Source organism: Variovorax sp. JS1663, from assembly GCF_002157355.1.
Lineage (GTDB): Bacteria > Pseudomonadota > Gammaproteobacteria > Burkholderiales > Burkholderiaceae_C > Variovorax.
This window is the reverse complement of sequence record NZ_LYMK01000030.1, coordinates 32,941-57,018: the sequence shown is the minus strand read 5'-3', so window position 1 is coordinate 57,018 and position 24,078 is coordinate 32,941. Positions and strand designations below refer to the sequence as shown.

Sequence of the window (24,078 nt, the reverse complement as noted above, 5' to 3'; positions counted from 1 at the left end):
CGGCTGCCGCGCAAAGGCAGTTAGGCTTCGGCCATGACCGCCCCACGCAAGAAAGCAGCCACCGCGATCACCACCCATCCGACCCGCTCGGAACGGCTCGACACCCAGATGCTCGAATCGCTGGTCGGCTACAACGCGCGGCGCGCCTGGCTCACGGTGAGCACGGTGTTCGCGGAGCGGATGACGGTATACGGCCTCAAGCAGGTGGACTTCTCGGTGCTCTCGCTGCTGGCGCACAACCCTGGCGCCACCTCGCGCCAGCTCTGCGCCACGCTGGACATCCTGCCACCCAACCTGGTGAACCTGATCTCCACCATGGACGGCCGCGGCCTGATCGAGCGCCGCCCCCACCCCTACGACGGCCGTGCCATCGGCCTGTACCTGACGCCGGCCGGCGAGACGCTGGTGCGCGAGGCCGAGCGCACGGTGGTGGAGCTGGAGAACGAAGCCAGCGCGCGCCTCACCGCGCGAGAGCGGGAAACGCTGATCCGGCTGCTGCAGAAGATCTATCTCTAATGCGGGCCCAGTGCTCAGGCCCCAGCGTGGGACACAGCGGCACCGGCGCCGCACGCTCGCGCAGCAGCAGTTCGCGCGCCTCGTGGGTGACGGGATCGAATTCCACCAGCCGCTCGCGCTGGCGCGCCAGCACATTCGAGAGAAGGGTGGCCAGAAGCAGGCTCACCAATGCGAGCGCAACCGCAAAGTCCATGGATCAGGAGTGCATGCGGCGGCGGCGCCAGAACTTCCACCATGGCGAGGCGCCGGAAGAGCGCGCAGGCGGCAGCGGCTGCAGGCCCGTGTCCCGAATCCGACGGCGCTGCTCGGCTTCGAGCGCCTGGGCCATGCGATGCGCGAGCTTGTCACCCTGCATGGCGCGGATGCGCCACTCCACCGCAAGCGTTTGCAGTTCGGAATCCTCGAGTTTGGCGGGCGTTGTTGTCGACTCGGACATTCGTGAAATATTGCACACCCGGCCCAGGCCCGGCAATCGTAGAGCTTTGCATTACACGGCCGCTGAGAGGCCTTTATCAGTGCGCGTTTTCAGCCCGCGAAGCCGTCCCAGCTGAGCTTGAGTCCGGTCAAAAGCATACCGAGGTACACAAAACGGTAGAACCACACCGCATCGATGCGGCGCGCGATCCGGATGCCGAGCCACACGCCCAGCGGCGCGATCGGCAACAGCACCAGCGAGGTCGCCATGTTGCGCCAGTCGAGCAGGCCCAGCCAGGCATAGGGAACCCACTTGCTCAGGTTCACCACGAAGAAAAAATAGGCCATGGTCGCGGTGTAGGCGATCGGCGTGAGCCGCAGCGGGATCACGTACGCGTTCACCGGAGGCCCGCCGGCGTGCGCGATGAAGCTGGTGAAGCCGCCGATCGCGGTAAGTACCGCACCCGTTGTTTTGGATGGCGGCACGGTGTCGGATCGCGGCGGGAACAGCAGGCGCTGCGCCAGGAACAACAGCGTGAAGACGCCGACGATGCCCGCCACCTGGTGCGCCGGCAGTACGTGGAACAGCGCCGCGCCGATCAGCGTGCCCAGCAGGCCGAAGGGAATCAGGAACCAGAGCAGCGCGCGGTCGAAATCGCGGCGGAAGGCGGCCAGGCCGAGCAGGTCCATCAGCAGCAGCACCGGCATCAGGATCGCGGCCGCCTGCGGCACGGTGACGGCCAGGGCCAGCATCGGCACCGCCAGCGAGCCGAAGCCGGCGCCGAAGCCGCTCTTGCTGACGCCGAGCATGAGCACGGCAGGGATGGCGACGGCATAGAAATGCCAGTCGCTGATGATGGGAAGCGCCATGGGGGATGCGGGAAGAAGCCACCCGGCGCGGCCGGGCGGAGGCGGCAAGCGTAGCAGGAAGCGCCGGCCCGCATCGCCGTGGGGGCGCCCCGTCAATCCTCCGCCAGGCAGCTCCCCGCCGTCCAGCCGTACAGCCACTCGAGCGCGTCGTAGAAGCGCTCCTGCGGACGGCCCTTCCACATCTCGTTGCGCACCAGGCGCTCGACGCCCTTGGCGTGGTAGATGCGGCCCATCTCGCGCGCCGACAGCACCACGCGCGCGGTGCGTGCCACGCGCGAGCGCTCGTAGAGGGCCAGCGCGCGCGTCCAGTCGCCGTCCTCGCGCCGCAGCGCGAGCGCCAGTGTGACCGCGTCTTCGCAGGCCATGCAGGCGCCCTGGGCCAGGTACTGCACCATCGGATGCGCGGCATCGCCGAGCAGCGTGGCGCGGCCGAAGCTCCAGCGCTCGATCGGGTCACGGTCGGCGGTCGAATAGCGCTTCCAGGCCTTGGGGATGCGCAGGATCTGCTGCGCCTCGCCGCAGGTCGCGCGGAAGTAGCGCTGCACCTCGGCGGGATCGCCCTCCATCGAGCCCCACTCCTCGGGCCGCTCGCTGTGGAAGGTGACGGCCAGGTTGAACTTGTCGCCGCCCTTGAGCGGGTAGTGCACCAGGTGACAGTTCGGCCCCACCCAGATGCAGGGCGCTGTGTAGCGCAGCGCCTCGGGGAACTCGGCCGTGTCGATCACCGCGCGGAACACCACGTGGCCCGAGACGCGGATGCCGTCGCCCACGTACTGCTGGCGCACCGCCGAGCGCACGCCGTCGCAGCCGATCACGGCCTGGCCCTGGTGGCGGCCGCCCTGCGCGTCGATCAGCGTCACGCCCTCCTCGTCCTGGTCGACGTGCACCACCTTGGTCGAGGTGATGAACTCGATGCCGTCGGTGGTGGCCTGCACGCCCTCGAGCAGGGCGCCGTGGATGTCGGCGCGGTGGATCACCGCGTAAGGATTGCCGAAGCGTTCCCGGAAGCGCGCATCGAGCGCGATGGAAATCACCCGCCTGGCGTCAATGGCGTCGAACATCACCATCTCGTCGGTGTAGACCGCCCGGGCGCGCAGGTTGGCGCCGACGCCGAGCGCGTCGCAGGCCGCGAAGGCGTTCGGGCTGAGCTGGATGCCGGCGCCGATCTCGCCGATCTGCGCCGACTGCTCGATCACCTTCACGCGATAGCCCTCGCGCACCAGCGCGAGCGCGGCCGCCAGTCCGCCGATGCCGCCGCCGGCCACCAGCACGGGGCGAGGGTCCTTGGCGCGGATCATGGCAGTCCGAAGAGGGTGCGCGCGTTGTCGCGCCCGATCTTGCGCCGGTCGTTCTCGCTGATCTCGCAGTGGTCGAACCAGCGCGCGGCGTCCTCGTGCTTCTCGAAGGGATAGTCCACGGAATACATGATGCGGTCGCTCCCCATCTCGAGCAAGGTGGACAGCAGGGTCGGCGTGCGGAAGTTGCCGCTGGTCGTGACGTGCACGTTGCTGCGCAGGTAGTCGCCGATCTCGCGGTCGCAGGGCATGCCGCGGCGGCCCTTGCGCAGGATGTGGTCCACGCGCCAGATGTTGAAGGGAATGCCCTCGCCGAAATGGCCGAGGATCATCTGCAGCGCGGGATGCCGGTCGAACAGCCCGCTGGACATCAACCGCAGCGCATGGATGCTGGTCTCCACCGCGAAGGCCCAGGTCGGCCCCGTCAGCCAGTGCGCGCCGTCGTAGATCGGCTCGCGCGCCGGCAGCGGGTCGCGCGGGTGCATGTAGAAGGGCTTGCCCAATGCGGCGGCCGCGGCCCAGAAGTCCGCGTACTGCGGCGCGTCGTAATACGCCACCGTGCGCTCGTCGCCCACCTGCGAGAAGCCGTTGACCAGGAAGCCGTGGAAGCCCAGCTGCGTCACGCAGCGCTCCAGCTCGCGAGCGGCGACCTCCGGGTCCTGCATGGGCAGCGCGGCGAAGCCGCCGAAGCGCTGCGGCCGGCGCGCGATCTGCTCGGCCAGCACGTCGTTCGCGCGCCGCGCCACCTCGATGGCCCGCGCCGCGTCGGCGATGCCCTGCACGGCGGGCGAATTGAGCGAGAGGATCGAGTACGCGGTGCCCCAGGCATCCATCTGCTCGATGCGCTGCTGCTCGAAGTCGAGCAGCTTGCCGCGCAGGCCGGTCCAGACCTCGGGCCGCGCATAGACCTCCGAGTCGCCGATCGTCAGGTCGATGGCGAAATGCTCCTCGAGGGCAATCTTGTCCTTCATGGGTTCTTCACTCCGGTTTGATGTTGAGCTTGTCCAGCACCGCCTGCCAGGTCCTGCGGTCCTCGGCGATGTAGTGCGCCAGTTGCTCGGGCGTGCCCGGCCGCGGGTAGGTGCCCAGCTCGCGCGACTTGGCGACCACGTCGGGCAGCAGCAGGGCCTCGCCCATGTCCTTGTTGAGCCGGGCCAGGATGGCCGGGTCCACGCCCTTCTTCGCGATCACCGCGAACCAGCCGTGCGCCACGGCGCCTGGCACGGTGCCGCTGGCCAGCGGAAAGGATTCGAGCCCCGGCTCGATCCGGTCGCCCATGCTCGCGAGGATGCGCATCCGGCCGGCCTGCACATTGCCCGCCAGCACGTTGTAGGTCTCGACCATCATCTTGGTCTGCCCGCCCAGCGTGGCCTGCATGGCCTGTGCGCCGCCGGGGTAGTGCACCTCCAGGAACTGCGCGCCCGACTGAAGCCCCAGCAGCGCCGACGCCAGGTGCGGCGCCGTGCCGCGGCCGTTGTCGGCCACCTCGACGCTCTGCGGCTTCGCCCTCGCGGCGGCGATGAAGTCGGCCAGGGTCCTGTAGGGCGAATCGCCCGGCACCGCCAGCATGAAGGGCGCCACCGCGGCGAGCGTGACCGGCACGAAGTCGCGGTTGAATTCGTAGCTCACGCCCTTGATCGTGCTCGGCGCGACCGAGATCGCCGAGCCCTGGACGAAGCCGAAGGTGCTGCCGTCCGCAGGCGCGGCGAGAAGAGTGTTCATGCCGATCACCCCACTGCCGCCGGGCTTGTTGTCGACCACCACGCTCTGGCCCCACTTCTCGCCGAGCTTGGCGCCGACATGGCGGATCAGCACGTCGGGCGCCGAGCCCGCCGGGAAGGGAACCACGAAGCGCACCGGCTGCGCCGGCCACCTGGACGAGGTGCCCTGGGCCACGGCCGCTGCCGGCAGCAACGATGAGAGCAACAGCGCAAGCACCGCGCGCCGAGGATGAAAGTGTTTCATGGCCGCCTCCTATTTACTTGAATATTCAAGCATTTAAAGACACTTTATACTTGAACTTTCAAGTAAATACCCATGAAAACCCTGCCCCCCGACCACGACCTGGAGAAGGCCATCCCCTTTCTGCTGGCGCGCGCCGGCGCACGCATGGGCAATGCCTTCTCCAAGGCACTCAAGCCCTACGGCCTGAGCCTCGTCGAATGGCGCGTCTGCGCCTCGCTGCAGCACACGCCGAACCAGACGCTGTCCGAGCTCGCGCTGCACTCCTCCAACGACCTGTCGGCGCTGTCACGCATCGTCGACCGGCTGTCGGGCAACGGGCTGGTCGTGCGCGAGCGCTGCGGCACCGATGGGCGGGCGATCCGCCTGGCGCTCACTCCGCTGGGACTGGAGCTCACGAACGAGATCATTCCGCTCGCCAAGCACTACGAGGCAGTGGCGCTGTCGGACTTCAGCGCAGCCGAAGTGAACACGCTGCGCGCGATGCTGCTGCGCATCTACGCCAACGCGGAGCCGCTGGCCTAGGAAATCGGCTCGACCCGCAGCGTCACGGCGCGCTCGCCGTCCGCGATCGCGAAGCGCAGCGGCAGGAAGCGCTCGATCACCGCGCAGTTGGTGCGCGTGTGCTCCGTCAGCTCGCTGCAACTGAAGGCAGCGGCCCGACCGCTCTGCCATGCGGCAAGCGCGAGCAACAGGGCAAGCTGATCCGCCAGGTGCGGGCCGACCGCCGCCTCGCTCGTCTGGAAGGCGCGCAGCTCCTTCACCAGCCGGCGCGCCACCTCCTCGGCCGACAGCGTCTTCTCGCCGAAACCGGTGAAAACCTCCGTCACGTGCTCGCAGGCCAGCGTGGCCATGAGTGCATTGCCCGGCCCCTCGTTCTGTCGCACGACGCCGCTGCGCAGTTGCGTGCCGGACCAGCCCATCGCGGCACCGATCGTGTCGAGCTCGCGCGCAGCCACATGCCGTGCCAGCCCCGGCGCGAGGCATTCGGCAAATGCCTCCTTCAAGGCGCCGCGCGTGAGCAGATCGAAGGGCTTCAGCATCCCGGCAGCCGGCACGATGACCGCGTCGACCGCGCCGCCGCCGGCCGGATAGAAGCCGCAGCGGTGCAGCACCAGCTGCAGATCGGCGCCCATGCAGCGCACGAGCGGCGCATAGGCACGCTCGAGAAAGTGGAAAGGCGGCGCCATCGGGTTGTGCGTGCCGCCGGACAGCGCGATGCGGCTCGGCGCGTCCGCCAGCAGCAGCGCGGGCAGCACGGTCTGCAGCACCAGCATGCAGCTGCCTGCGCTGGCGACGGCGAAGCGGTAGTCGCCCGGGCGCGCCGGCCCCGGGACGAAGCGAAGCGAGGACGAGCCCAGCACCGCCCCTTCGACCCGCGCATCGCTGATTTCCGCGGCGGCGTTCACGCACGCCAGATGCTGGCGCATCAGGCCCGGCTTGGGCCGCCGCGCGCGAATGTTGCCGACGGCCAGCGGCCGCCCGGTCACCATGGCCAGCGCCAGGCCCGTGCGCAGGATCTGGCCGCCTCCCTCGCCTTGCGAGCCGTCGAGTTCGATCATTTTTCCTCTGTCTTCATCTTGTTGTTCGTTCGAGTGCGGGGATCACGTCACCTTCTTGCCACTCGCACCGGATGCGCGCTGTTCTCGCAGCGCTCGCCGGCATGCGCGGCAGCGCACTGCCTGGCTGTCGATGTGGCCACGGGCCACCTCGTACCACCACTTCTGCTGCTTGGCGGTCCAGACCTCCTCGATGCCGCAGTCGCGGCAGGTGAAGGCACGGTCGACATAGAAGGCGGGCAACAGCCCGTAGGTGTTGTTGTAGCGCGCGAGCACCTCCTGGTCGGCTGGTTCGACGCCGGCAGGCCGCTCGGCCACGAGGCTGCGTGCATCCTGCACCTGCAGAAGCTCGCCCAGCGCAGCGGCCCGCTGGAGACGCCTTGCCTTGATCTCCGCCTTGCGTTGCTTGTTGCTTTTCATGACTCGCAATACCGAGGTATCAGATGACCTGGAATGCACGCAGGTGATACTCGGTCAGGTCCGGAAAGCCATAGGGAAGCAAGCCCCGCGGACGCCCGTCCGGCAACAGCTTCGCCTTCTGCGACCAGAGCGTCGCCAGCCTGGCACTTTGTGCCGCCTGCGGCACGACATAGCAGTTCGTCATGGCCCCGGCCCAGTCGTGTAGCTCGTTGGTGATCGCATTGGCAAGGTCGGCGTCGGGCATTCCACCATTCAGAAGCTCCAGCGCGAACAGAAGCCGATTCCAGGGCGACCCACTGCGCAGCACGGCCATGACGTCGATCGCCAGTTCTCGACGCTTCAATCCCAGACGCAGCAACGCTTCCGACGAAGGCAGAGGCGCGCCGCGGCGGATGTGCTCGACCGCCAGCCTTCGAACCTTCGGCGACTCGTCGGCCAGGATCGCCATCAGCTCGGCCTCGACAGCTTCATCTTGAGCCCCGGACAGTGTCAGAGCCCGCGCCAAGCGCCTCAAGCCGACCATCGGCGACGCCGAAAGGGCATGCGCAAATGCCAGCGCCTGCGGATCCTTGAGCAAAGCCAGTATGTGCAACGCTGAAATGCGCGACTGCCCGTCGCTGGATGGCTGCTCAAGGACGTCCCTTGCACGGCGCGCGATCTCGTCTCGTCCTTCCTTCAAGGCTCCGACGGCCAACGAACGGATGGCCGCGCTCCTGTCAAGGCACATCGCCTGAGCCAAAAGCTGCCCATTGAAGTCAGCGGAAGCGAGCAATCCGCGCATTCCCGCAGCCCGTATGCGGGGCAGCCGCGAACGGCACGCGGCCTCGAGCACCTCCCTGCGATGCGGCGGCTCCTGCAATCGGCCGATCTGGTCCAGGCAAAGCCGTGCGATCGGCAGGTCGCCCGAGCCCACACCGCGATGCAGGATGCCCAGGAGCGCCGATTCAGCATGTGGCCGATTCAAGCGCAGCGAGAAAATCCAGCGTCGAATCATGCTGTCCGGCGAGCGCGCATGCTTCTCAAGAACGTCGATATTCCGCGCCAGGAACTCTTCGATTGCTTCGATCAGATCGCGCAGATCCGTCCGCCGTACCCGATATGCAAACGCCAACTCCGGCAGCGCCCGCGCCCAATGCTCGACGAACTCGTCGCGCATCAAAGTCGCGAGACCTTGCCGGGCAGCAATGGACACCTCTGGCACCCAGTCGCCGCTGCGAACCAGCAAGGGCGCTATCGCCCGGGGCTCGGCGCGGCGCACCAGTTCGACGATGGCTGCCTCACGTTGATAGCCGTCGTAAGAGCAGCAAAGCTCCACCAGTTCCTCGAACCCGAGCATCGAACAGCCCACCTTCGACACCGCCTCGACCCTCGTTCTCCACCACTTCATCGCTCATCCTCCAGTCTTTGTCGGGTGGCGAACCGCTGATCGCCCTACCCCTTCACGCACACCACCTGCTTGAGCGTGTACACCACCTCCACCAGGTCCTTCTGCGCCTCCATCACCGCGTCGATGTCCTTGTAGGCCATCGGGATCTCGTCGATCACGTCGGCGTCCTTGCGGCACTCCACGCCCTTCGTCGCGGCGATCTGGTCGGCCACGGTGTAGAGCTTCCTGGCCTTGGTGCGGCTCATCTTGCGGCCGGCGCCATGGCTGCAGCTCATGAAGCTCTCGGGGTTGCCCTTGCCGCGCACGATGAAGCTCCTGGCGCCCATGCTGCCGGGGATGATGCCCAGCTCGCCGGCCTTTGCGCTCACCGCGCCCTTGCGGGTGATCAGCAGGTCGCGGCCGAAGTGCGTCTCGCGCTGCACGTAGTTGTGGTGGCAGTTCACCGCTTCCAGGTGCGCCTCGAAAGGCTTGCCGATCACCTTGCGCGCCGCGGCCACCACGCGCTGCATCATCACCTCGCGGTTGGCGCGCGCGAACCTCTGCGCCCAGCCGACCGCGCGCACATAGTCGCCGAAGTACCTGGCGCCTTCCTCGAAATAGGCCAGGTCCTGGTCGGGCAGGTTGCGCTGGTGTTGCTCGGCATCCTTCTTCGCGAGCTCGATGAAGTGCGTGCCGATGGCATTGCCCACGCCGCGCGAGCCGGAATGCAGCATGAACCACACCGCGCCCGCCTCGTCGAGGCAGACCTCGATGAAGTGGTTGCCTGTGCCCAGCGTGCCCAGGTGCTTGTGGTTGTTGGTGTTCTTCAGGCGCGGGTAGTCCTCGCAGATCGCATCGAACTCGTCGACCAGCTTGGCCCAGGCGGCATCGGTCTCGTCGGGCGGGGTCTCCCATGAACCCTTGTCGCGGCCCTGGCGCTTGGGGTTGCTCCCGTGCGGCACGGCCTTCTCGATGGCCGAGCGCAGCGGGCCCAGGTTGTCGGGCAGGTCGTTCGCATGCAGGGTGGTCTTGCAGGCCATCATCCCGCAGCCGATGTCCACGCCGACCGCGGCCGGGATGATCGCCCTGAAGGTCGGGATCACCGAGCCCACCGTCGCGCCGATGCCGTAGTGCACGTCGGGCATGGCCGCAATGTGGCTGAAGACGATCGGCAGGCGCGCCGCGTTCTCCAGTTGCTTCTGCGCCTCGTCTTCCACGGGCACGCCGCGCGTCCACATCTTCACCGGGACACCGCCCGCGACCGCATGCAGTTCGTAGTTCTGTTCCATCTCATTTCTCCCGCTCGGGAGGGTGCCGATTGCACCCTCCCCGACTCACGCCACGACGGCGCTTGCCATCCGTACTGCGAAGAGTGTGCCAGTACGGCTGGGGGCGCCGGCCGAACGCACAAGTCCTTGATGGCAAAGGTTTTTTTGTTGCACGACCTGGGAAGTGCGTTTGTTCAATGCTGATCAATACTAGAATTAGAGCTAGCTATTTATCCAAAATGAAGCCCATCGTCGTCATCGGCTTCCTCGGCACCCAGCTCGATGCCGGCCAGGGCGCCGGCCGCTGGGAAAAGTGGCGCCCCACCGTCTCGCTCGCGCAGCACGAGGACATGGTGGTCGCGCGCATGGAGCTGCTCTACACGCTGCGGCACAAGGCCCTGGCCGAGCGCATCCAGGCCGACATCGCCACCGTCTCGCCCGAGACCACCGTCCACCTCGTGCCGCTCGCGCTCGAGGACCCCTGGGATTTCGGCGAGGTCTACACGCGCCTCTACGACTGGGCGCGCGCCTACCCCTTCGACACCGAGCAGGAGCAGTACTGGGCCCACATCACGACCGGCACGCACGTGGCGCAGATCTGCATGTTCCTGCTGTCGGAGTCGCGCGTGATTCCCGGCGTGCTCGCGCAGACCGCGCCGCCCCGGCGCCAGCGCGAGGGCGATCCCGGCCAGTGCGTGCTGATCGACCTCGACCTCTCGCGCTACGACGCGATCGCGCGCCGCTTCGACGCCGAGCAGCGCGACGCGGTCGCCTTTCTCAAGAGCGGGATCGCCACCCGCAACCCGCGCTTCAACGCGCTCATCGAAGAGATCGAGCGCGTGGCCGTGCGCTCGCGCGCGCCCATCCTGCTCGTCGGCCCCACGGGTGCCGGCAAATCCTTCCTGGCGCGGCGCATGTTCGAACTCAAGCAGTCTCGCCACCAGATGAGCGGTGCCTTCGTCGAGGTGAACTGCGCCACCCTGCGCGGCGACGGCGCGGCCTCCACCCTCTTCGGGCATCGCAAGGGTGCGTTCACCGGCGCCGCGAGCGACCGCGCCGGCCTGCTGCGCACCGCCCACCAGGGCGTGCTCTTCCTCGACGAGATCGGCGAGCTCGGCCTGGACGAACAGGCGATGCTGCTCAAGGCCATCGAGGAGAAGCGCTTCTTCCCCGTTGGCGCCGACCGGGAGACGGAGAGCGATTTCCAGCTCATCGCCGGCACCAACCGCGACCTGCGCAGCGAGGTGGCTGCGGGCCGCTTCCGCGAGGACCTCTTCGCGCGCATCAACCTCTGGACCTACGACCTGCCGGGCCTCGCGCAGCGGCCCGAGGACATCGAGCCCAATGTTGATCACCTGCTGGCCCTCCACGCCGCAGAGAACCGCCGCGTGGTGCGCTTCAACGCCGAGGCACGCGCCGCCTACCTGCGTTTCGCGCAGAGCGCCGAAGCGAACTGGAGCGGCAACTTCCGCGACCTCGCCGCCAGCGTGACGCGCCTGGCCACGCTGGCCGACGGCGGACGCATCGCCACGCCGCTGGTGGAGGCCGAGATCGCGCGGCTGCGCTGGCTCTGGAAGCGCAGCACACCGGCCGCCGCGCAGGACGCGATCGACCTCGATGCCCTGCTGGGCCCGGAGCGCACGGCCGCGCTGGACTTGTTCGATCGCCTGCAGCTCGAAGCGGTGGTGCGCGTATGCCGCGGCGCCCGCACGCTCTCGGAGGCCGGGCGCCGGCTGTTCCAGGCCTCGCGCACGGAGCGCACGGTGGTCAACGATGCCGACCGCCTGCGCAAGTACCTCGCGAAACACGGGCTCCAATGGAGCCAGCTGTCACCCGATTGAAAGCCGTCCCGCCATGAAACAGTTCGACGCCGACGCCACCCGCCGCGCCCTGGCCTTCGACCGACTGGTCCCCGCGTTGCGCGCCGCTTTCGCGGAGGACACCCAGGTACCGCCGCGCCACGTGCACACGGTCGAGGCCGGCACGGACCGCGGCACCGTGCTGATCATGCCGGCCTGGAGCGAGGCCGGCTACCTCGGCATCAAGACCATCAATATCTTTCCCGGCAACGGGGCGCGCGGGCTTCCCGGGCTGCATGCCACCTACGTGCTCTACGACGCCCACACCGGCGTGCCGCTGGCGATGATGGACGGCAACGAGATCACCGCGCACCGCACCGCGGCCGCCTCGGCGCTGGGCGCTGCCTTCCTCGCGCGGCAGGACGCGCGCCGGCTGCTGGTGCTGGGCACCGGCCGCGTTGCGCGCCTGCTGCCGGCCGCGCACGCGAGCGTGCGGGAGATCGACCAGGTTCAGGTCTGGAACCATCGCCCCGAAGGCGCCGAGGCACTGGCCGCGCAATGGCGCAACGAGGGCTGGAACGCGCAGGCCGCGACCGACCTGGAGGCCGCGGTGCGCGAGGCGGACGTGGTGAGCTGCGCGACGCTCGCCACCGCGCCACTGGTGAAGGGGGAATGGCTGGCGCCCGGCTCGCACCTGGACCTGATCGGCAGTTTCACCCCGCAGATGCGCGAGGCCGACCCGGCCTGCTTCGCCGGTGCAAGCACCTTCGTCGACACCGAGGAAGCCCTGACGAAGGCCGGCGACCTGCTCGACGCGATCGCGGCCGGCACGCTCGCGCGCGATGCGGTGCAGGCCACGCTCTCCGACCTGTGCCGGAGCCGGCACGGCGGACGGGCGAACGCCACCGAACGCACCGTGTTCAAGGCCGTCGGCAGCGCCCTGGAGGACCTCGCGGCCGCCACGCTGGTGTGGCGGGCCGCGCAACCGTAGCCGCTCAGCGGCTCAGTCCAGCGAGACGTTCGCCTTCCGGATCACGTCGCCGAAGCGCTTGGTCTCGCTCTGCACGAACTGCGCGAATTGATCGCGCGTGGTCGGGAAGGGCTCGTAGCCGAAGCTCTTGAACTTCTCCTGCACGTCGGCCTCGGCCAGGCCCTTCTCGACGTCGCGCTTGATCTTGTCCGTCACCGCCGCCGGCAGGCCCTGCGGCACGGCGATCGCGTTCCAGCCGATCACCTCGAAGCCCTTCGGCCCGCCCGACTCGCCCACAGTCGGCACGTCCGGGAAGGCCGCGACGCGCTGCGGCGCCGCAGCCGCCAGGAACTTCAGCTTGCCGGCGCGGTACAGCGGCCCGGCGGTGGCGCTGGTGCCCAGCGCGAAGGCCAGCTCACCGGTGGACACCGAGGTGTAGAGCTGCGTGGTCTCCTTGTAGATCACGTGCTCCATCTGCGTGCCCGTGGCCGACTCGAAGAGTTCCGAGCCCAGGTGCACCGGGTTGCCCACCGACCAGGAGCCGTAGTTGAGCTTGCCCGGGTTGGCCTTGGCGTCGGCGACCAGGTCGCCCACGGTCTTGTACTTGCTGTCGCTCGGCACCGTGAAGAAGAAGTAGGTCTTGAACAGCGGCAGCAGCGCGTCGAAGTCCTTGGCCGGGTCGTACGGCAGCTTCTTGAACAGGGCCGGATAGGCCGCGAGGTGCACGTTGTCGAGGATCAGGAGGTCGTGCCCGTCCTTGGCGCCGCGCTTCCACGCGTCGATGGCGATGAAGCCGTTGCCGCCCGGGCGGTTCTCCACCACCACCGGCTGGCCCCAGGCGCGTGAGAGCTTGTCGGCCACCAGGCGCGCGACGCCGTCGGGGCCGCCGCCCACCGGGAAGGGCGTGATGATGCGCACCGGCTTGCTCGGGAAGGAGGATTGCGCGCTCGCGGTGGCGGGCAGCAGGCCGCCGGCAGCCAGGGCGAGGGCCAGCGCCGTCAGGCTGCGGCGCGACATCAGGGACTTGAGGGACATGAAGCGTCTCCGGTGTTGAAAATTCTCATTCGACGGTGGCGCCCGAGACCTTCACGATCTCGGCCCACTTGGCGTTTTCCTTCGCGATCAGCGCCGCGTACTCGGCCGGACCGCCGAGCAGCGGCACCGCGCCCTCGACGTCCAGACGGGACTGGAACTCGGCACTCGCCGCCACCTGCAGCATCTGCGCCGCGAGCTCCTTCACGAAGGGCTCGGGCGTGCCGCGCGGCGCGAGGATGCCGTAGGTGAGCGTGCTCTCGAAGTTCGCGAGCGCACGCACGCCGGACTCGGCGAGCGTCGGCACCTCGGGCAGCGAGGGCAGCCGCTTGGCGCCGGTGACGGCGAGCGCGCGCAGCTTGCCGCCCTTGACCAGCGCCAGCGCCGGCGGGATCACGCTGAACATCAGGTGCACCTGCCCGCCCGCCAGGTCGGTGAGCGCGGGGTTGGTGCCCTTGTAGGGGATGTGGTTGATCTTCGTGCCGGTGCGCTGCTCGAACAGCTCGCCGGTCAGATGGCCGCCGGTGCCGCTGCCGCTGGAGGCGAAGTCCAGCTTGCCCGGCTGCGTCTTCGCCTCGGCGACCAGTTCGGCCACCGTGCGCACTTTCGAGGAGGCCGGCACCACCAGCACCAGCGCCGAGGAGGCGAACATCGCCACCGGCTGCAGGTCCTTGCGGGCGTCGAACTTCAGGCCCTTGTAGAGCGCCGGGTTGATCGATACGGTGCCGGTATGGCCCAGCAGCAGCGTGCTGCCGTCGGGCGCGCTGCGCACCACCTGCTCGCTGCCCAGGTTGCCGCCGGCGCCGGGCTTGTTCTCCACGATCACCGCCTGCCGGCGCAGCTCGCCCAGGCTCTTGGCCATCTGGCGCGCGAACACGTCGTTGCCCCCGCCCGGGGCGAAGGGCACGACGATGCGGATCGGCCTGGCGTCGGACTGCGCGCGCACAGGCAAGCCGGCTGCTGCCAGTGCGCCCAGCAGCAGCCCGCGGCGGGCGAGGTCCATCAGACCTTTTCCAGGATGACGGCGATGCCCTGCCCCACGCCGATGCACATGGTGCACAGCGCGTAGCGGCCGCCGCCCTTGTGCAGCTGGTTGACCGCGGTGGTCGCCAGCCGCGCGCCGCTGGCGCCCAGCGGGTGGCCCAGCGCGATCGCGCCGCCGTTGATGTTGACGCGGGCGTCGTCGTCCTTCAGGCCCAAGAGGCGCAGCACCGCAAGGCCCTGCGCGGCGAAGGCCTCGTTGAGCTCGATCACGTCGAGCTGGTCGAGCGTGAGGCCGGTGAGCTTCAGCACCTTCTCGGTGGCCGGCGCCGGGCCGATGCCCATCACGCGCGGCGGCACGCCGGCGGTGGCCATGCCGACCACGCGGGCGCGCGGCGTCAGGCCGTACTTCGCCGCGCTGGCTTCGTCGGCCAGGAGCAGCGCGCAGGCCCCGTCGTTCACGCCGCTGGCGTTGCCGGCGGTCACAGTGCCGTCGGGGCGCACCACGCCCTTGAGCTTGGCCAGCGCCTCGAGGCTGGTGTCGCGCGGGTGCTCGTCCTTGTTCACGACGATCGCGTCGCCCTTCTTCTGCGGCACGTGCACCGGCACGATCTCGCTGTCGAAGAAGCCGGACTTCTGCGCCGCCACCGCGCGCTGCTGCGAAGCCAGCGCCATGCGGTCCTGCGCCTCGCGCTCGATCTTGTAGTCGGTGGCCACGTTCTCGGCGGTCTCGGGCATGGAGTCGACGCCGTACTGCGCCTTCATCAGCTTGTTGACGAAGCGCCAGCCGATGGTGGTGTCGTAGACCGCGTTGCCGCGGCTGAAGGCGCTCTCGGCCTTGGGCATGACGAAGGGGGCGCGGCTCATGCTTTCCACGCCGCCGGCGATCATGAGGCCGGCCTCACCGGCCTTGATGGCGCGCGCCGCGCTGCCCACGGCATCGAGGCCCGAGCCGCACAGGCGGTTGATGGTGCCACCGCCCAACTCGAGCGGAAGGCCGGCCAGCAGGGCCGACATGCGGGCGACGTTGCGGTTGTCCTCGCCGGCCTGGTTGGCGCAGCCGTAGAGCACGTCGGTCACGGCCTGCCAGTCGACCTCCTTGTTGCGCTCCATGAGGGCCTTGAGCGGCACCGCGCCGAGGTCGTCCGCGCGCACACTGGAGAGGGCGCCGCCGTAGCGGCCGAAGGGGGTGCGAACGGCGTCGCAGATGAAGGCTTGGTTCGTCATGGCTGTCTCTCTGGAAATGGAATGTTCAAGCGGCGATGGGCAGGCCCACCAGCTTCTCGAGCTCGGCATGCTCGAGGCCCTCGACCTTGTCGATGAGCTTCAGGCCCGAGGGCGTGCATTCGATGGTGGCCAGGTCGGAATACACGCGCTTCACGCAACCGATGCCGGTCAGCGGGTAGGTGCACTGCGCGACGATCTTGCTCTCGCCCTTCTTGGTGAGCAAGTCCATCATCACCCAGGTCTGCTTGGCACCGATGGCCAGGTCCATGGCGCCGCCGACGGCGGGAATGGCCCCTTCCTCGCCGGTGCTCCAGTTCGCCAGGTCGCCGGTGGCCGAGACCTGGAAGGCGCCCAGCACGCAGATGTCCAGGTGGCCGCCGCGCATCATCGCGAAGCTGTCGGCATGGTGGAAGTAGGCACCGCCCGGCAGCAGCGTGACGGGCTGCTTGCCGGCGTTGATGAGGTCGTAGTCCTCCTGGCCCGCGGCGGGGGCCGCGCCCATGCCGAGGATGCCGTTCTCGCTGTGCAGGATGACCTCGCGGCCGGCCGGCAGGTGGTTGGCCACCAGCGTGGGCTGACCGATGCCCAGGTTGACGACGGCACCGTCGAAGATGTCCTGGGCGACGCGGGCGGCCAGCTGGTCCTTGGTGCGGCGTTGGTAGTTGCTCATGGTCATGCTGCCTTCTTGAAGCCGCCGGCTTGGGTCGCCACACGGTCGATCTTGACGATGTTCTTGACGAAGATGCCGGGGGTCACGATGGTCTCGGGGTCCATCGCGCCGAGTTCGACGATCTCATGCACGGTGGCGATGGTGCGGTCGGAGGCCATGGCCATCACCGGGCCGAAGTTGCGCGCCGCCTTGCGATAGGTCAGGTTGCCCCAACGGTCGCCGCTTTCGGCCTTGATCAGCGCCACGTCGCCGCGGATGGGGTACTCCAGCACGTACTGCTTGCCGTCGATCTCGCGCGTCTCGCGCTCGCCGGCCAGTTGCGTGCCGAAGCCGGTCGGACAGAAGAAGGCGCCGACACCGGCGCCGGCGGCGCGGATGCGCTCGGCCAGATTGCCCTGCGGCACCAGCTCGAGCTCGAGCTTGCCGGTGCGGTAGAGCTCGTCGAACACGTAGCTGTCGGCCTGGCGCGGGAAGCTGCAGATGATCTTGCGCACGCGGCCCGCCTTGAGCAGCGCGGCCAGTCCGGTGTCGCCGTTGCCGGCGTTGTTGTTGACGACCGTGAGGTCCTTGGCGCCCTGCTCGATCAGGCCGTCGATGAGCTCGTTGGGAATGCCGGCGGTGCCGAAGCCGCCGATGAGTACCGTGGCGCCGTCCTGGATGCCGGCCATGGCATCGGCGACCGAACGCGCGATCTTGTCGATCATGAAATCTTGTCTCCGGGGTGAGGGAAAAGCCGAAGGCCTCGGCTTCAGGCTGGGATCACAATGCTTGCAAACTGTTCGTATGACGAACATGTGTTCGTATAATGAATTTTAGGCAAGATCGACCGACATGGCAACCCTCCAGGAAAATCAGCCCGCCCCGCCCACGCCCGGCGACAGCTACGTGCAATCCTTCGCGCGCGGGCTGCAGGTCATCCGCTCCTTCAGCGAGAAGGCGCCCCGCCAGACCCTGAGCGACGTCGCGGCCGCCACCGGCCTCACGCGTGCCGGCGCGCGCCGCATCCTGCTGACGCTGCAGGCCCTGGGCTACGTGGCCTCCGACGGCAAGCTCTTCGCGCTGACGCCGCGCATCCTCGACCTGGGCTTCGCGTATCTGTCGTCGATGCCCATCTGGAACCGCGCGGAGCCGGTGATGGAAACGCTGGTGCAGCAGGTGCAGGAGTCCTGCTCGGCGGCGGTGCTGGACGGCACCGACATCGTCTACGTGCTGCGCGTGTCCACCCACAAGATCATGCGCATCAGCCTGGGTGTGGGCTCGCGCCTGCCGGCCTGGTGCACCTCGATGGGCCGCCTGTTGTTGTCGGAACTGGACGAGCCATCGCTACGCGAGCGGCTGGAAGCATCCGGCATCGAGGCCTTGACCCGCCATACGCTGACCGACATCGACGCGCTGGTGGCCAAGGTGCAGCAGGCGCGACGCCAGCGCTGGTGCCTGGTGAACCAGGAGTTGGAAGAAGGCCTGATCTCGATTGCAGCGCCCATCGTGGACCGCAGCGGGCGCATGGTGGCGGCGCTCAACATCAGCGGGCAGGCCAACCGGACGAGTGCCAAGGTGATGCAGGAGACGATGCTGCCACCCCTGGTGGCAGCTGCGGACGAGATTTCCCGGTTGCTCTGATGCCCGCGATGAGGCTGCGCGCGCCGCGGGAGGCGGTCTGCGGCCCGGGCTCATACTGGGGCGGTCGTCGCTTCGCGCCGACTCCGCTGCGGTGCTCGCCTGAGGGCGGTGCCGCAGAACTCGCTACGCGCCCCTGCGGGGCGCTGCGCTCAGACAGCTGCGGCAAGTCAGTCAACGAAGCACGCCTGTCCTTCGGCAGGCATGCCCGCCCTCAGGCTGCGCTCCTCGCCGCCCCAGAAATCGCCCGGTCCGCAGACCACCTCCCGCGGAGGAACCGGCGGGGGACGTTTGTTAGGGGCGGACACCGGCGCAGCACTTAAATCGCGAAGGCGCCTGCGGGTGTGCCGGCGGCGCGCCTCTGTGGCGCCGAGGAGCGGAGTGCAGCCGGCCGCACGCCTGCCGAAGGACAGGCGTGCTTCGTGATCTGACTTGCCGCAGCTGTTTGAGCGCAGCGCCCGCAGGGCGCGTAGCGAGTTCTGCGGCGGGCCGGCTGCGCGAGCACCGCAGGGGAGTCGGCGCGAAGCGCCGACCGCCACAGTGAAGCGCCGCCGGCACACCCGCAGGCGCCTTTGCAGCGCACAGAACCTACTGTTGAGCCTGCAACATCGCCGCCATCTTCTGATGAATCAGGTTGATCGCCTTGAGCGGCCGAATCATCACCTTGAAGTCAACGATCCGCCCCGCCTCGTCCCAGCGGATCATGTCGACGCCGTTGACCGAAATCCCGTCGATCTCCACCTGGAACTCCAGCACCGCATCGCGCGGCCCGGCAACCTCCCGCACGTAGCGGAAGGACGGATTGAAGAAGACGTGGAAGGCGGCCGACAGGTACTGCGTCGTCACCGCCTTGCCGGACTGCGGCGTGTGCACCACCGGCGAATGGAAGACGACCTGGTCCGCGAGCAGCGCATCCAGCCCGCGCGTATTGCGGGTGCGGACCAGTTCGTGCCAGGTGGCGAGCGTGTCTTGGGTCATGGCGAAATCTCCGGTGACGGCATTGTGGTCGCCACCCCCGGATCCGCCAAGCCCGCCCGCTCAGGACTTCCAGCCCGGCATCGGCACCGCCTTGATCAGCCGCGTCTCCTGCGCAGTGATCAGGTGCTCCGACGCCTTGAAGTAAGCCGGAAAGTCCGGGTGCGCATCACGCAACTGGCAGCGCCGCTCGTAGTCGGCCAGGTCGTCGTAGCCCCACAGGTGCACGAACTGGTTGAGCGGACCGACGTGGCTCACGTAGAAGCCCAGCGGCGTGCCCAGGGTCTCCATCAGGATCGGCAGCGCCAGGCGGTTGAACACGTCCAGGAACTCCGGCATCTTGCGCAGCCGGATGGTGTAGATGCGGTGGTCGACCAGGGCCTTAGGCGGGAACGGCATCGGCTTGCCTCGTGGGGGTGGGGACATTGGCGGAAGAAAGCGACGGCTCCAGGCCAGCCAGGTGGCGGCCGGTGATGTAGCCGAAGGTCAGGATCGGCCCCAGCGTGATGCCGGCACCGGGGTAGTTGCCGCCCATCACGCTGGCGCGGTCGTTGCCCACGGCATACAGGCCCTCGATCGGCCGCCGCTCTGCATCGAGCACGCGGCCCACCACGTCGGTGCCGATGCCGTCGAAGGTGCCCAGGTCACCCATCACGATGCGCAGCGCGTAGTAGGGGCCGTTGCCGATCGGCGCGACGCAGGGGTTGGGCTTGTTGTCCGGGTCGGCCAGGTAGCGGTTGAAGGAGGTCGTGCCGCGGCCGAACTGGCGGTCCTCGCCCTGGACGGCGCCCTCGTTGTACTCGCGCACGGTCCGCTCCAGCCCGGCCGGGTCGATGCCCGCCTTCTGCGCCAGTTCGCGCAGCGTCGCGCCCTTGACGAGGTAGCCGTTGCGCACGTAGGGCCCGAGCGGCATCGGCGCCGGCTTGGCATGGCCCAGCCCGTACTTGCCGATCGTGGCCTGGTCGCACACAAGCCACATGCCGGTGTCGGCGCCCTGCCCCGCCGCAACCATCGCCGCGCCCACGTCGTGGTACGAATTCGACTCGTTGGTGAAGCGCTGGCCGTTCTTCAGCACGCCGATGATGCCGGGCTTGTAGCGGTCCAGCAGATGCGGGAAGGCGCCGTACTCGCCCTTGCCGAGCGGCACCTTGGAGGTGGGCATCCAGGCCGCCGGCGAGCTGAAGCGGATCTCGACGCGGCCGCCCACCTTCTCGGCCATGCGCGCGCCATCGCCGGTGTTGCCCTTCGGCACGGGCGAGAAATGCTCGCCGCCCGCACGCAGGTGCGGATAAGCCTGCGCGATGCGCTCGCGGTCATGCGAGAAGCCGCCGCCGGCCAGCACCACGCCCTTGCGCGCGAGGATGCGCTGCAGGCCTTCCGGCCCCTTCACCAGTGCACCGGCCACGCGGCCGTTGTCCACGATCAGCTCCTGCGCCGGCGTGCTCGTGCGGATCGGGATCTTCAGGTCCAGCGCCGACTTCGCCAGCCGCGCCGCCAGCGCATTGCCGCTCGTCACGTTGATGCCGCGGCGATAGAGCGCCAGTTCCTTCACATGGTTGAGCAGGCGCTTCACCACGTACTTGAACGAGGTGAAGGACTTGGTGAAGCGGAAGAAGTGCTTCAGGTCCGCATTGGCGGAGTTGAACATCATCCCGATGAAGGTGATGGTCACGAGCGGCTGGCGCAGGCGTGCCATGTCCGGCCCCAGCGCGCGGATGTCATAGGGCGCGGTGAGGATCGAGCGGCCGATGTCGACGCCGCCGTCGACGTCGGGGTGATAGTCCGGATAGAGCGTGGGAACGAAGCGCACCTCGGTCTCGCGCTCGAAGAACTCCACCATCTCCGGCCCCTTGTCGATGAAGGCCTCTACCGCCGGGCCGTCGTACCATCGCCCCGTCTCGGCCTTCATGTAGCGGATGACCGCCTCGCGCGAGTCCGCGTGGCCCGCCTTCCTTGCGTGCGGCGACAGCGGGATCCACAGCACGCCGCCGGAGAAGGCGGTGGTGCCGCCGAACACCGGCTCCTTCTCGACGACGATGACGTCCAGCCCGTGCTTCCTGGCGGTGACGGCCGTGGACAGCCCGCCGGCGCCGGACCCGACGACCAGCACGTCGCATTCGATGGTAGGGATGCTGCTCGTGGTCATGCGTGGACCTCCCGCGCCGCCGCGCCGCGGCGGAGCTGGTCGAAGTAATGGCTCATCTCGGCTTCCGCCGCATCGGGATCGCGCTCGCGCATGTGCGCGAGGATCTTCCTGCGCACCGGCACCAGCTCGGGCCGGGCGCGCAACGTGGCGTCGGTCTGCAGCACGTGACGCAGCAGGGTGGTGAGCGTCTCGGCCACGACCACCAGCACCTCGTTGTGCGCCGCCAGGGTGACCAGGCGGAAGAACTCGATGCTGGCCTCGGCGCGGTGCGCCGCATCGCTGTAGTTCTCGATCTCGGCGATGTTGCGCTCGATGGCGTCGAAGTCCTCCGGCGAACCGTTCTGGCAGGCCAGGCGCAGCAGCATGCAGTTGATCAGGCGGCGTGCCTGGTCCAGATGGACCGAATCGAGCTTGCCGCTGGCCGCGAGCTCGCGCAGCGACTGGGTCAGCATCATGTAGGCGCCCTTGTAGAACACCAGCGAGGCCTCCTGCCGCCCATGGTCGAAGCGCGCCACCTGGCCGAGGAAGAGCACGTGGTCGCCCGCCAGGTGCTCGGCGAACTTGTCGCATTCGAAGGTGGCCACGCTGCCGGCGATCACCGGCAGCCCGCGATGGCCCGCCGTCCAGGGCACGCCCTCGAACTTGTCGGCGATGGCGCCGCTGGCGAAGCGCGCCGACAGCTCCTTCTGGTCTTCGGCCAGGATGTTGATGGCGAAGGCGTCGGCCTGCCGGAAGGCCTCCAGGCTCTTGCTGGCCAGCCGCAGCCCCCAGGACACCAGCGGCGGCTCCAGCGACACCGAGCTGAAGGAGTTGCAGGTGAGGCCGATCGGCTTCCCGTCCGCGCCAGTGGTCGTGATGATGGCCACGCCGGTCGGAAAGCTGCCCAGCGCATTGCGGAAGGCCCGCATGTCGAAGGCGGTGGGCGGCTCGGCGGGCGAGGGGGGCGGGATCGTCACGGGCGGCTCCAAACGTTGAATGGTTTGACCATTATAGATATACTGGCCTGCCATTTCAACCAAAGGGGACCCACCCAATGACTCGTCGAGTTGCCATCATCGGCACCAGCGCGATCCCGGTCGGCCGCCACCAGACCAAGGCGGAAGAACCGCTGCAGGTGCTGGAGCAGGAGATCATGACGAAGCTGGTGGTCGAGGCGGTCGCGGACGCCGGCGTCGAGAAGAAGGACATCGGCAGCCTGGTGCTGACGCTGCCACGGCCCTACACGCTGCAGAAGTACTTCTCCACCTTCCTGGTCAGCCACCTGCGCCTGCAATGCACCGGCAGCGTGCTGGAGGTGATGGGCAACGGCATGACCGCCGCGGTCTGCTTCGACCGGGCCTGCGACGAGATCCTGCTCGGGCGCACCAACGTCGCGCTGGCGCTGGGCATCAACATGGAGGCGGCCACGCCCGCCTCCGAGCATGCGATGAGCAGCATGCGCACCACGGGCGACGTGGACTTCCATGCCTCCAGCGGCTTCATCCCGATCAGCTGGTATGCCATGGACGCCATGCGCTACATGCACGAGTACGGCGCCACGCGCGAGCAGTTCGGCGCAGTCGCGGTCAAGAACCGCTGGCATGCCTCGATGAACCCGCTCGCGCAGTACCGCAAGCCGATCACGCTGCCGGAGGTGCTGGACCAGAGGCAGATCGTGGAGCCGCTGGGCCTGTACGACGTGCCGGGCCGCAGCGACGGCGCCGCCTGCCTGGTGCTGGCCTCGGAAGAGGTCGCGAAGTCGCTCGGCCGCCCCTATGCTCTGGTGCGCGGCCGCGGCTTCTGCCACGACGGATCGCACCAGATCAACGAGGTGCCCAACGACATGACCGAGCTGATCGCCGCCAGGGAGGCCGCCGCCACCGCCTACCGGCAGGCCGGCATCGCGTCCAGGGACATCGACGTGGCCGAGTTCTATGCGCCCTGCACCGTCGTGGAGGTGCTGGTGAGCGAGGCGGTCGGCTTCTTCGGCCGCGGGGAAGGCGCCCCGGCCGCGGCCGAGGGGCGCACGAAGCTCGGCGGACAGATCCCCATCTCCACCTCCGGCGGACTGACCTCGCGCGGCCATCCCGCGTACGTCACCTCGCTCTACAACTACTGCGAGATGGCCGACCAGCTGCGCGGCCGCGCCGGCGAGCGCCAGGTCGCGGATGCGCGCCTGGGACTGACCACCGGCGAGCTCGGCAACTACAACGCCGCCCTCGTCCACGTGCTGGAGGCCCAACGATGACGCTCGACATGATCCCCGTGGCACGCACGCGCGCCTATCCGCCGCGCGTGTCGGCCTTCACGCAGACCTTCTGGGAGGGCCTGCGCGACGGCCGCTGGCAGAGCACCTGCTGCGAGGCCTGCGGCAAGTTCACCTTCCCGCCCAAGCCCGTGTGCCCGCATTGCTGGTCGCCGCGCATGCAGTGGAAGGAGCTGGGCCAGCGCGGCACCCTGTATTCGTGGACCCGCATCCATGCCGCGCCCAAGGTCTTCGTCGACGAGGCGCCCTATGCCGTGTGCGTGGTCGACCTGGACATCGGCCTGCGCATCGCCACCCGCCTCGTCGAGCGCGAGGGCCAACCGTTCCAGTGCGGCATGCCAGTCGAGCTCGTCGTGCTGCAGTACGAGGACGGGCCCCTGCTCGCCTCGCGCCCGCTTTGAGCCAAGGAGATCTTCATCATGTTCTACGAATTCCGCACCTACACCTGCATGCCCGGCAAGCTGCCCATCGTGCTCAAGCGCTTCGAGACGGCCACCTTCGCGCTGTTCGAGAAGCACGGCATCCGTCGCATCACGCCGCTCCTCACCATCGGCGTCGGCGAGGACAACCTGCAGCTCAAGTACGTCCTGCAGTGGGAATCGCACGAGCAACGCGATCGCGCCTGGGCCGCCTTCCGCGCCGACCCCGATTGGCTGAAGGCCGTGACCGAGTCCGAGAAGGACGGCCCGGTGGTGGCCAGGATCGCCAACGAACTGCTCCTCGCGGCACCTTTCTCGCTGAAGTGA

Annotated in this window: 26 protein-coding genes; 8 read left to right on the top strand and 18 right to left on the bottom strand. The window is 68.5% G+C overall.

Translation table 11 applies throughout. From position 1 onward, the window contains the following. Positions 1-33: 33 nt before the first annotated feature. Positions 34-516: a MarR family winged helix-turn-helix transcriptional regulator gene (locus A8M77_RS23025; RefSeq protein WP_086923839.1), complete on the top strand. Its 483-nt coding sequence runs from the start codon at positions 34-36 to the stop codon at positions 514-516. A 196-nt stretch (positions 517-712) separates the two neighbouring features. On the opposite strand, the gene A8M77_RS23020 is transcribed toward A8M77_RS23025, so the two are convergent. From A8M77_RS23020 to A8M77_RS23000, 5 genes are all read right to left on the bottom strand, one after another. Further along, entirely contained in the window at positions 713-988 is a 276-nt protein-coding gene (locus tag A8M77_RS23020; protein WP_143694724.1) for a hypothetical protein, read from the bottom strand. 53 nt (positions 989-1,041) lie between these two features. Beyond that, the gene (locus A8M77_RS23015) at positions 1,042-1,800 is read right to left on the bottom strand and encodes a sulfite exporter TauE/SafE family protein (RefSeq protein ID WP_086923837.1); all 759 of its coding nucleotides are present in this window, start codon (positions 1,798-1,800) and stop codon (positions 1,042-1,044) included. A gap of 92 nt (positions 1,801-1,892) precedes the next feature. Further along, positions 1,893-3,098 (bottom strand): 3-hydroxybenzoate 6-monooxygenase, encoded by a 1,206-nt coding sequence (locus A8M77_RS23010; RefSeq protein WP_086923836.1) that lies wholly within the window; start codon positions 3,096-3,098, stop codon positions 1,893-1,895. Next, complete coding sequence (locus A8M77_RS23005; protein WP_086923835.1) at positions 3,095-4,066, bottom strand: amidohydrolase family protein; 972 nt, start codon at positions 4,064-4,066, stop codon at positions 3,095-3,097. Before A8M77_RS23005 ends, A8M77_RS23010 begins: the two co-directional genes overlap by 4 nt. A 7-nt stretch (positions 4,067-4,073) precedes the next feature. Further along, positions 4,074-5,060: a Bug family tripartite tricarboxylate transporter substrate binding protein gene (locus A8M77_RS23000; RefSeq protein ID WP_086923834.1), complete on the bottom strand. Its 987-nt coding sequence runs from the start codon at positions 5,058-5,060 to the stop codon at positions 4,074-4,076. A gap of 72 nt (positions 5,061-5,132) precedes the next feature. Between A8M77_RS23000 and A8M77_RS22995 the strand changes: the two genes are divergently transcribed. Beyond that, positions 5,133-5,582 (top strand): MarR family winged helix-turn-helix transcriptional regulator, encoded by a 450-nt coding sequence (locus A8M77_RS22995; RefSeq protein ID WP_086923833.1) that lies wholly within the window; start codon positions 5,133-5,135, stop codon positions 5,580-5,582. On the opposite strand, the gene rtcA is transcribed toward A8M77_RS22995, so the two are convergent. Genes rtcA through A8M77_RS22975 form a run of 4 tightly spaced genes read right to left on the bottom strand, consistent with a single transcriptional unit; the run spans position 5,579 to position 9,691 of the window. Beyond that, on the bottom strand, positions 5,579-6,619 hold the full coding sequence (rtcA, locus tag A8M77_RS22990; RefSeq protein ID WP_086923832.1) for an RNA 3'-terminal phosphate cyclase: 1,041 nt from the start codon (positions 6,617-6,619) through the stop codon (positions 5,579-5,581). The genes A8M77_RS22995 and rtcA overlap by 4 nt on opposite strands. A 42-nt stretch (positions 6,620-6,661) precedes the next feature. Next, on the bottom strand, positions 6,662-7,036 hold the full coding sequence (locus A8M77_RS22985) for a zinc-ribbon domain containing protein (RefSeq protein ID WP_086923831.1): 375 nt from the start codon (positions 7,034-7,036) through the stop codon (positions 6,662-6,664). A gap of 19 nt (positions 7,037-7,055) precedes the next feature. Continuing rightward, positions 7,056-8,423 (bottom strand): hypothetical protein, encoded by a 1,368-nt coding sequence (locus A8M77_RS22980; protein ID WP_086923830.1) that lies wholly within the window; start codon positions 8,421-8,423, stop codon positions 7,056-7,058. A gap of 44 nt (positions 8,424-8,467) precedes the next feature. After that, entirely contained in the window at positions 8,468-9,691 is a 1,224-nt protein-coding gene (locus A8M77_RS22975; RefSeq protein ID WP_086923829.1) for an RtcB family protein, read from the bottom strand. A 218-nt stretch (positions 9,692-9,909) separates the two neighbouring features. On the opposite strand from A8M77_RS22975, the gene rtcR reads away from it, so the two are divergent. Both rtcR and A8M77_RS22965 read left to right on the top strand, forming a co-directional pair. Then, positions 9,910-11,511 (top strand): RNA repair transcriptional activator RtcR, encoded by a 1,602-nt coding sequence (rtcR, locus tag A8M77_RS22970; protein WP_086923828.1) that lies wholly within the window; start codon positions 9,910-9,912, stop codon positions 11,509-11,511. A gap of 13 nt (positions 11,512-11,524) precedes the next feature. Then, positions 11,525-12,460, top strand: a complete 936-nt coding sequence (locus A8M77_RS22965) for an ornithine cyclodeaminase family protein (RefSeq protein ID WP_086923827.1) — start codon at positions 11,525-11,527, stop codon at positions 12,458-12,460. Between the two features lie 12 nt (positions 12,461-12,472). Here A8M77_RS22965 and A8M77_RS22960 read toward each other — a convergent pair whose 3' ends face one another. Genes A8M77_RS22960 through A8M77_RS22940 form a run of 5 tightly spaced genes read right to left on the bottom strand, consistent with a single transcriptional unit; the run spans position 12,473 to position 17,053 of the window. Further along, complete coding sequence (locus A8M77_RS22960) at positions 12,473-13,474, bottom strand: Bug family tripartite tricarboxylate transporter substrate binding protein (protein ID WP_086923826.1); 1,002 nt, start codon at positions 13,472-13,474, stop codon at positions 12,473-12,475. Positions 13,475-13,499: 25 nt separating this feature from the next. Further along, on the bottom strand, positions 13,500-14,474 hold the full coding sequence (locus A8M77_RS22955) for a Bug family tripartite tricarboxylate transporter substrate binding protein (RefSeq protein ID WP_086923825.1): 975 nt from the start codon (positions 14,472-14,474) through the stop codon (positions 13,500-13,502). Continuing rightward, positions 14,474-15,679, bottom strand: coding sequence for a 3-oxoadipyl-CoA thiolase (gene pcaF, locus A8M77_RS22950; protein ID WP_086923824.1), 1,206 nt, complete (start codon positions 15,677-15,679; stop codon positions 14,474-14,476). The genes A8M77_RS22955 and pcaF overlap by 1 nt, the downstream gene beginning before the upstream one ends. A gap of 25 nt (positions 15,680-15,704) precedes the next feature. Continuing rightward, complete coding sequence (locus A8M77_RS22945) at positions 15,705-16,349, bottom strand: 3-oxoacid CoA-transferase subunit B (RefSeq protein ID WP_192871659.1); 645 nt, start codon at positions 16,347-16,349, stop codon at positions 15,705-15,707. Positions 16,350-16,351: 2 nt separating this feature from the next. Continuing rightward, positions 16,352-17,053, bottom strand: a complete 702-nt coding sequence (locus A8M77_RS22940) for a 3-oxoacid CoA-transferase subunit A (RefSeq protein WP_086923822.1) — start codon at positions 17,051-17,053, stop codon at positions 16,352-16,354. A gap of 127 nt (positions 17,054-17,180) precedes the next feature. Here A8M77_RS22940 and A8M77_RS22935 point away from each other — a divergent pair, with 127 nt between their 5' ends. After that, positions 17,181-17,969 (top strand): IclR family transcriptional regulator, encoded by a 789-nt coding sequence (locus A8M77_RS22935; protein ID WP_086923821.1) that lies wholly within the window; start codon positions 17,181-17,183, stop codon positions 17,967-17,969. Between the two features lie 585 nt (positions 17,970-18,554). On the opposite strand, the gene A8M77_RS22930 is transcribed toward A8M77_RS22935, so the two are convergent. From A8M77_RS22930 to A8M77_RS22915, 4 genes are read right to left on the bottom strand one after another with little or no spacing between them, the layout of a single operon-like run. Beyond that, entirely contained in the window at positions 18,555-18,944 is a 390-nt protein-coding gene (locus A8M77_RS22930; protein ID WP_086923820.1) for a nuclear transport factor 2 family protein, read from the bottom strand. Between the two features lie 60 nt (positions 18,945-19,004). Further along, positions 19,005-19,340, bottom strand: a complete 336-nt coding sequence (locus A8M77_RS22925) for an NIPSNAP family protein (protein ID WP_086923819.1) — start codon at positions 19,338-19,340, stop codon at positions 19,005-19,007. Then, a complete protein-coding gene (locus tag A8M77_RS22920; protein ID WP_086923818.1) occupies positions 19,324-21,087 on the bottom strand; it encodes an FAD-dependent oxidoreductase in 1,764 nt (587 codons plus the stop codon). The genes A8M77_RS22925 and A8M77_RS22920 overlap by 17 nt, the downstream gene beginning before the upstream one ends. Next, entirely contained in the window at positions 21,084-22,043 is a 960-nt protein-coding gene (locus A8M77_RS22915; RefSeq protein ID WP_158100974.1) for a flavin reductase, read from the bottom strand. Before A8M77_RS22915 ends, A8M77_RS22920 begins: the two co-directional genes overlap by 4 nt. A 77-nt stretch (positions 22,044-22,120) precedes the next feature. Here A8M77_RS22915 and A8M77_RS22910 point away from each other — a divergent pair, with 77 nt between their 5' ends. From A8M77_RS22910 to A8M77_RS22900, 3 genes are read left to right on the top strand one after another with little or no spacing between them, the layout of a single operon-like run. Continuing rightward, positions 22,121-23,314, top strand: coding sequence for a thiolase family protein (locus A8M77_RS22910; RefSeq protein ID WP_086923816.1), 1,194 nt, complete (start codon positions 22,121-22,123; stop codon positions 23,312-23,314). Further along, positions 23,311-23,733 carry a Zn-ribbon domain-containing OB-fold protein gene (locus tag A8M77_RS22905; RefSeq protein WP_086923815.1) on the top strand — a complete coding sequence of 141 codons (423 nt, stop codon included), beginning with the start codon at positions 23,311-23,313 and terminating at the stop codon, positions 23,731-23,733. The genes A8M77_RS22910 and A8M77_RS22905 overlap by 4 nt, the downstream gene beginning before the upstream one ends. An 18-nt stretch (positions 23,734-23,751) precedes the next feature. After that, entirely contained in the window at positions 23,752-24,078 is a 327-nt protein-coding gene (locus A8M77_RS22900; protein WP_086923814.1) for an NIPSNAP family protein, read from the top strand.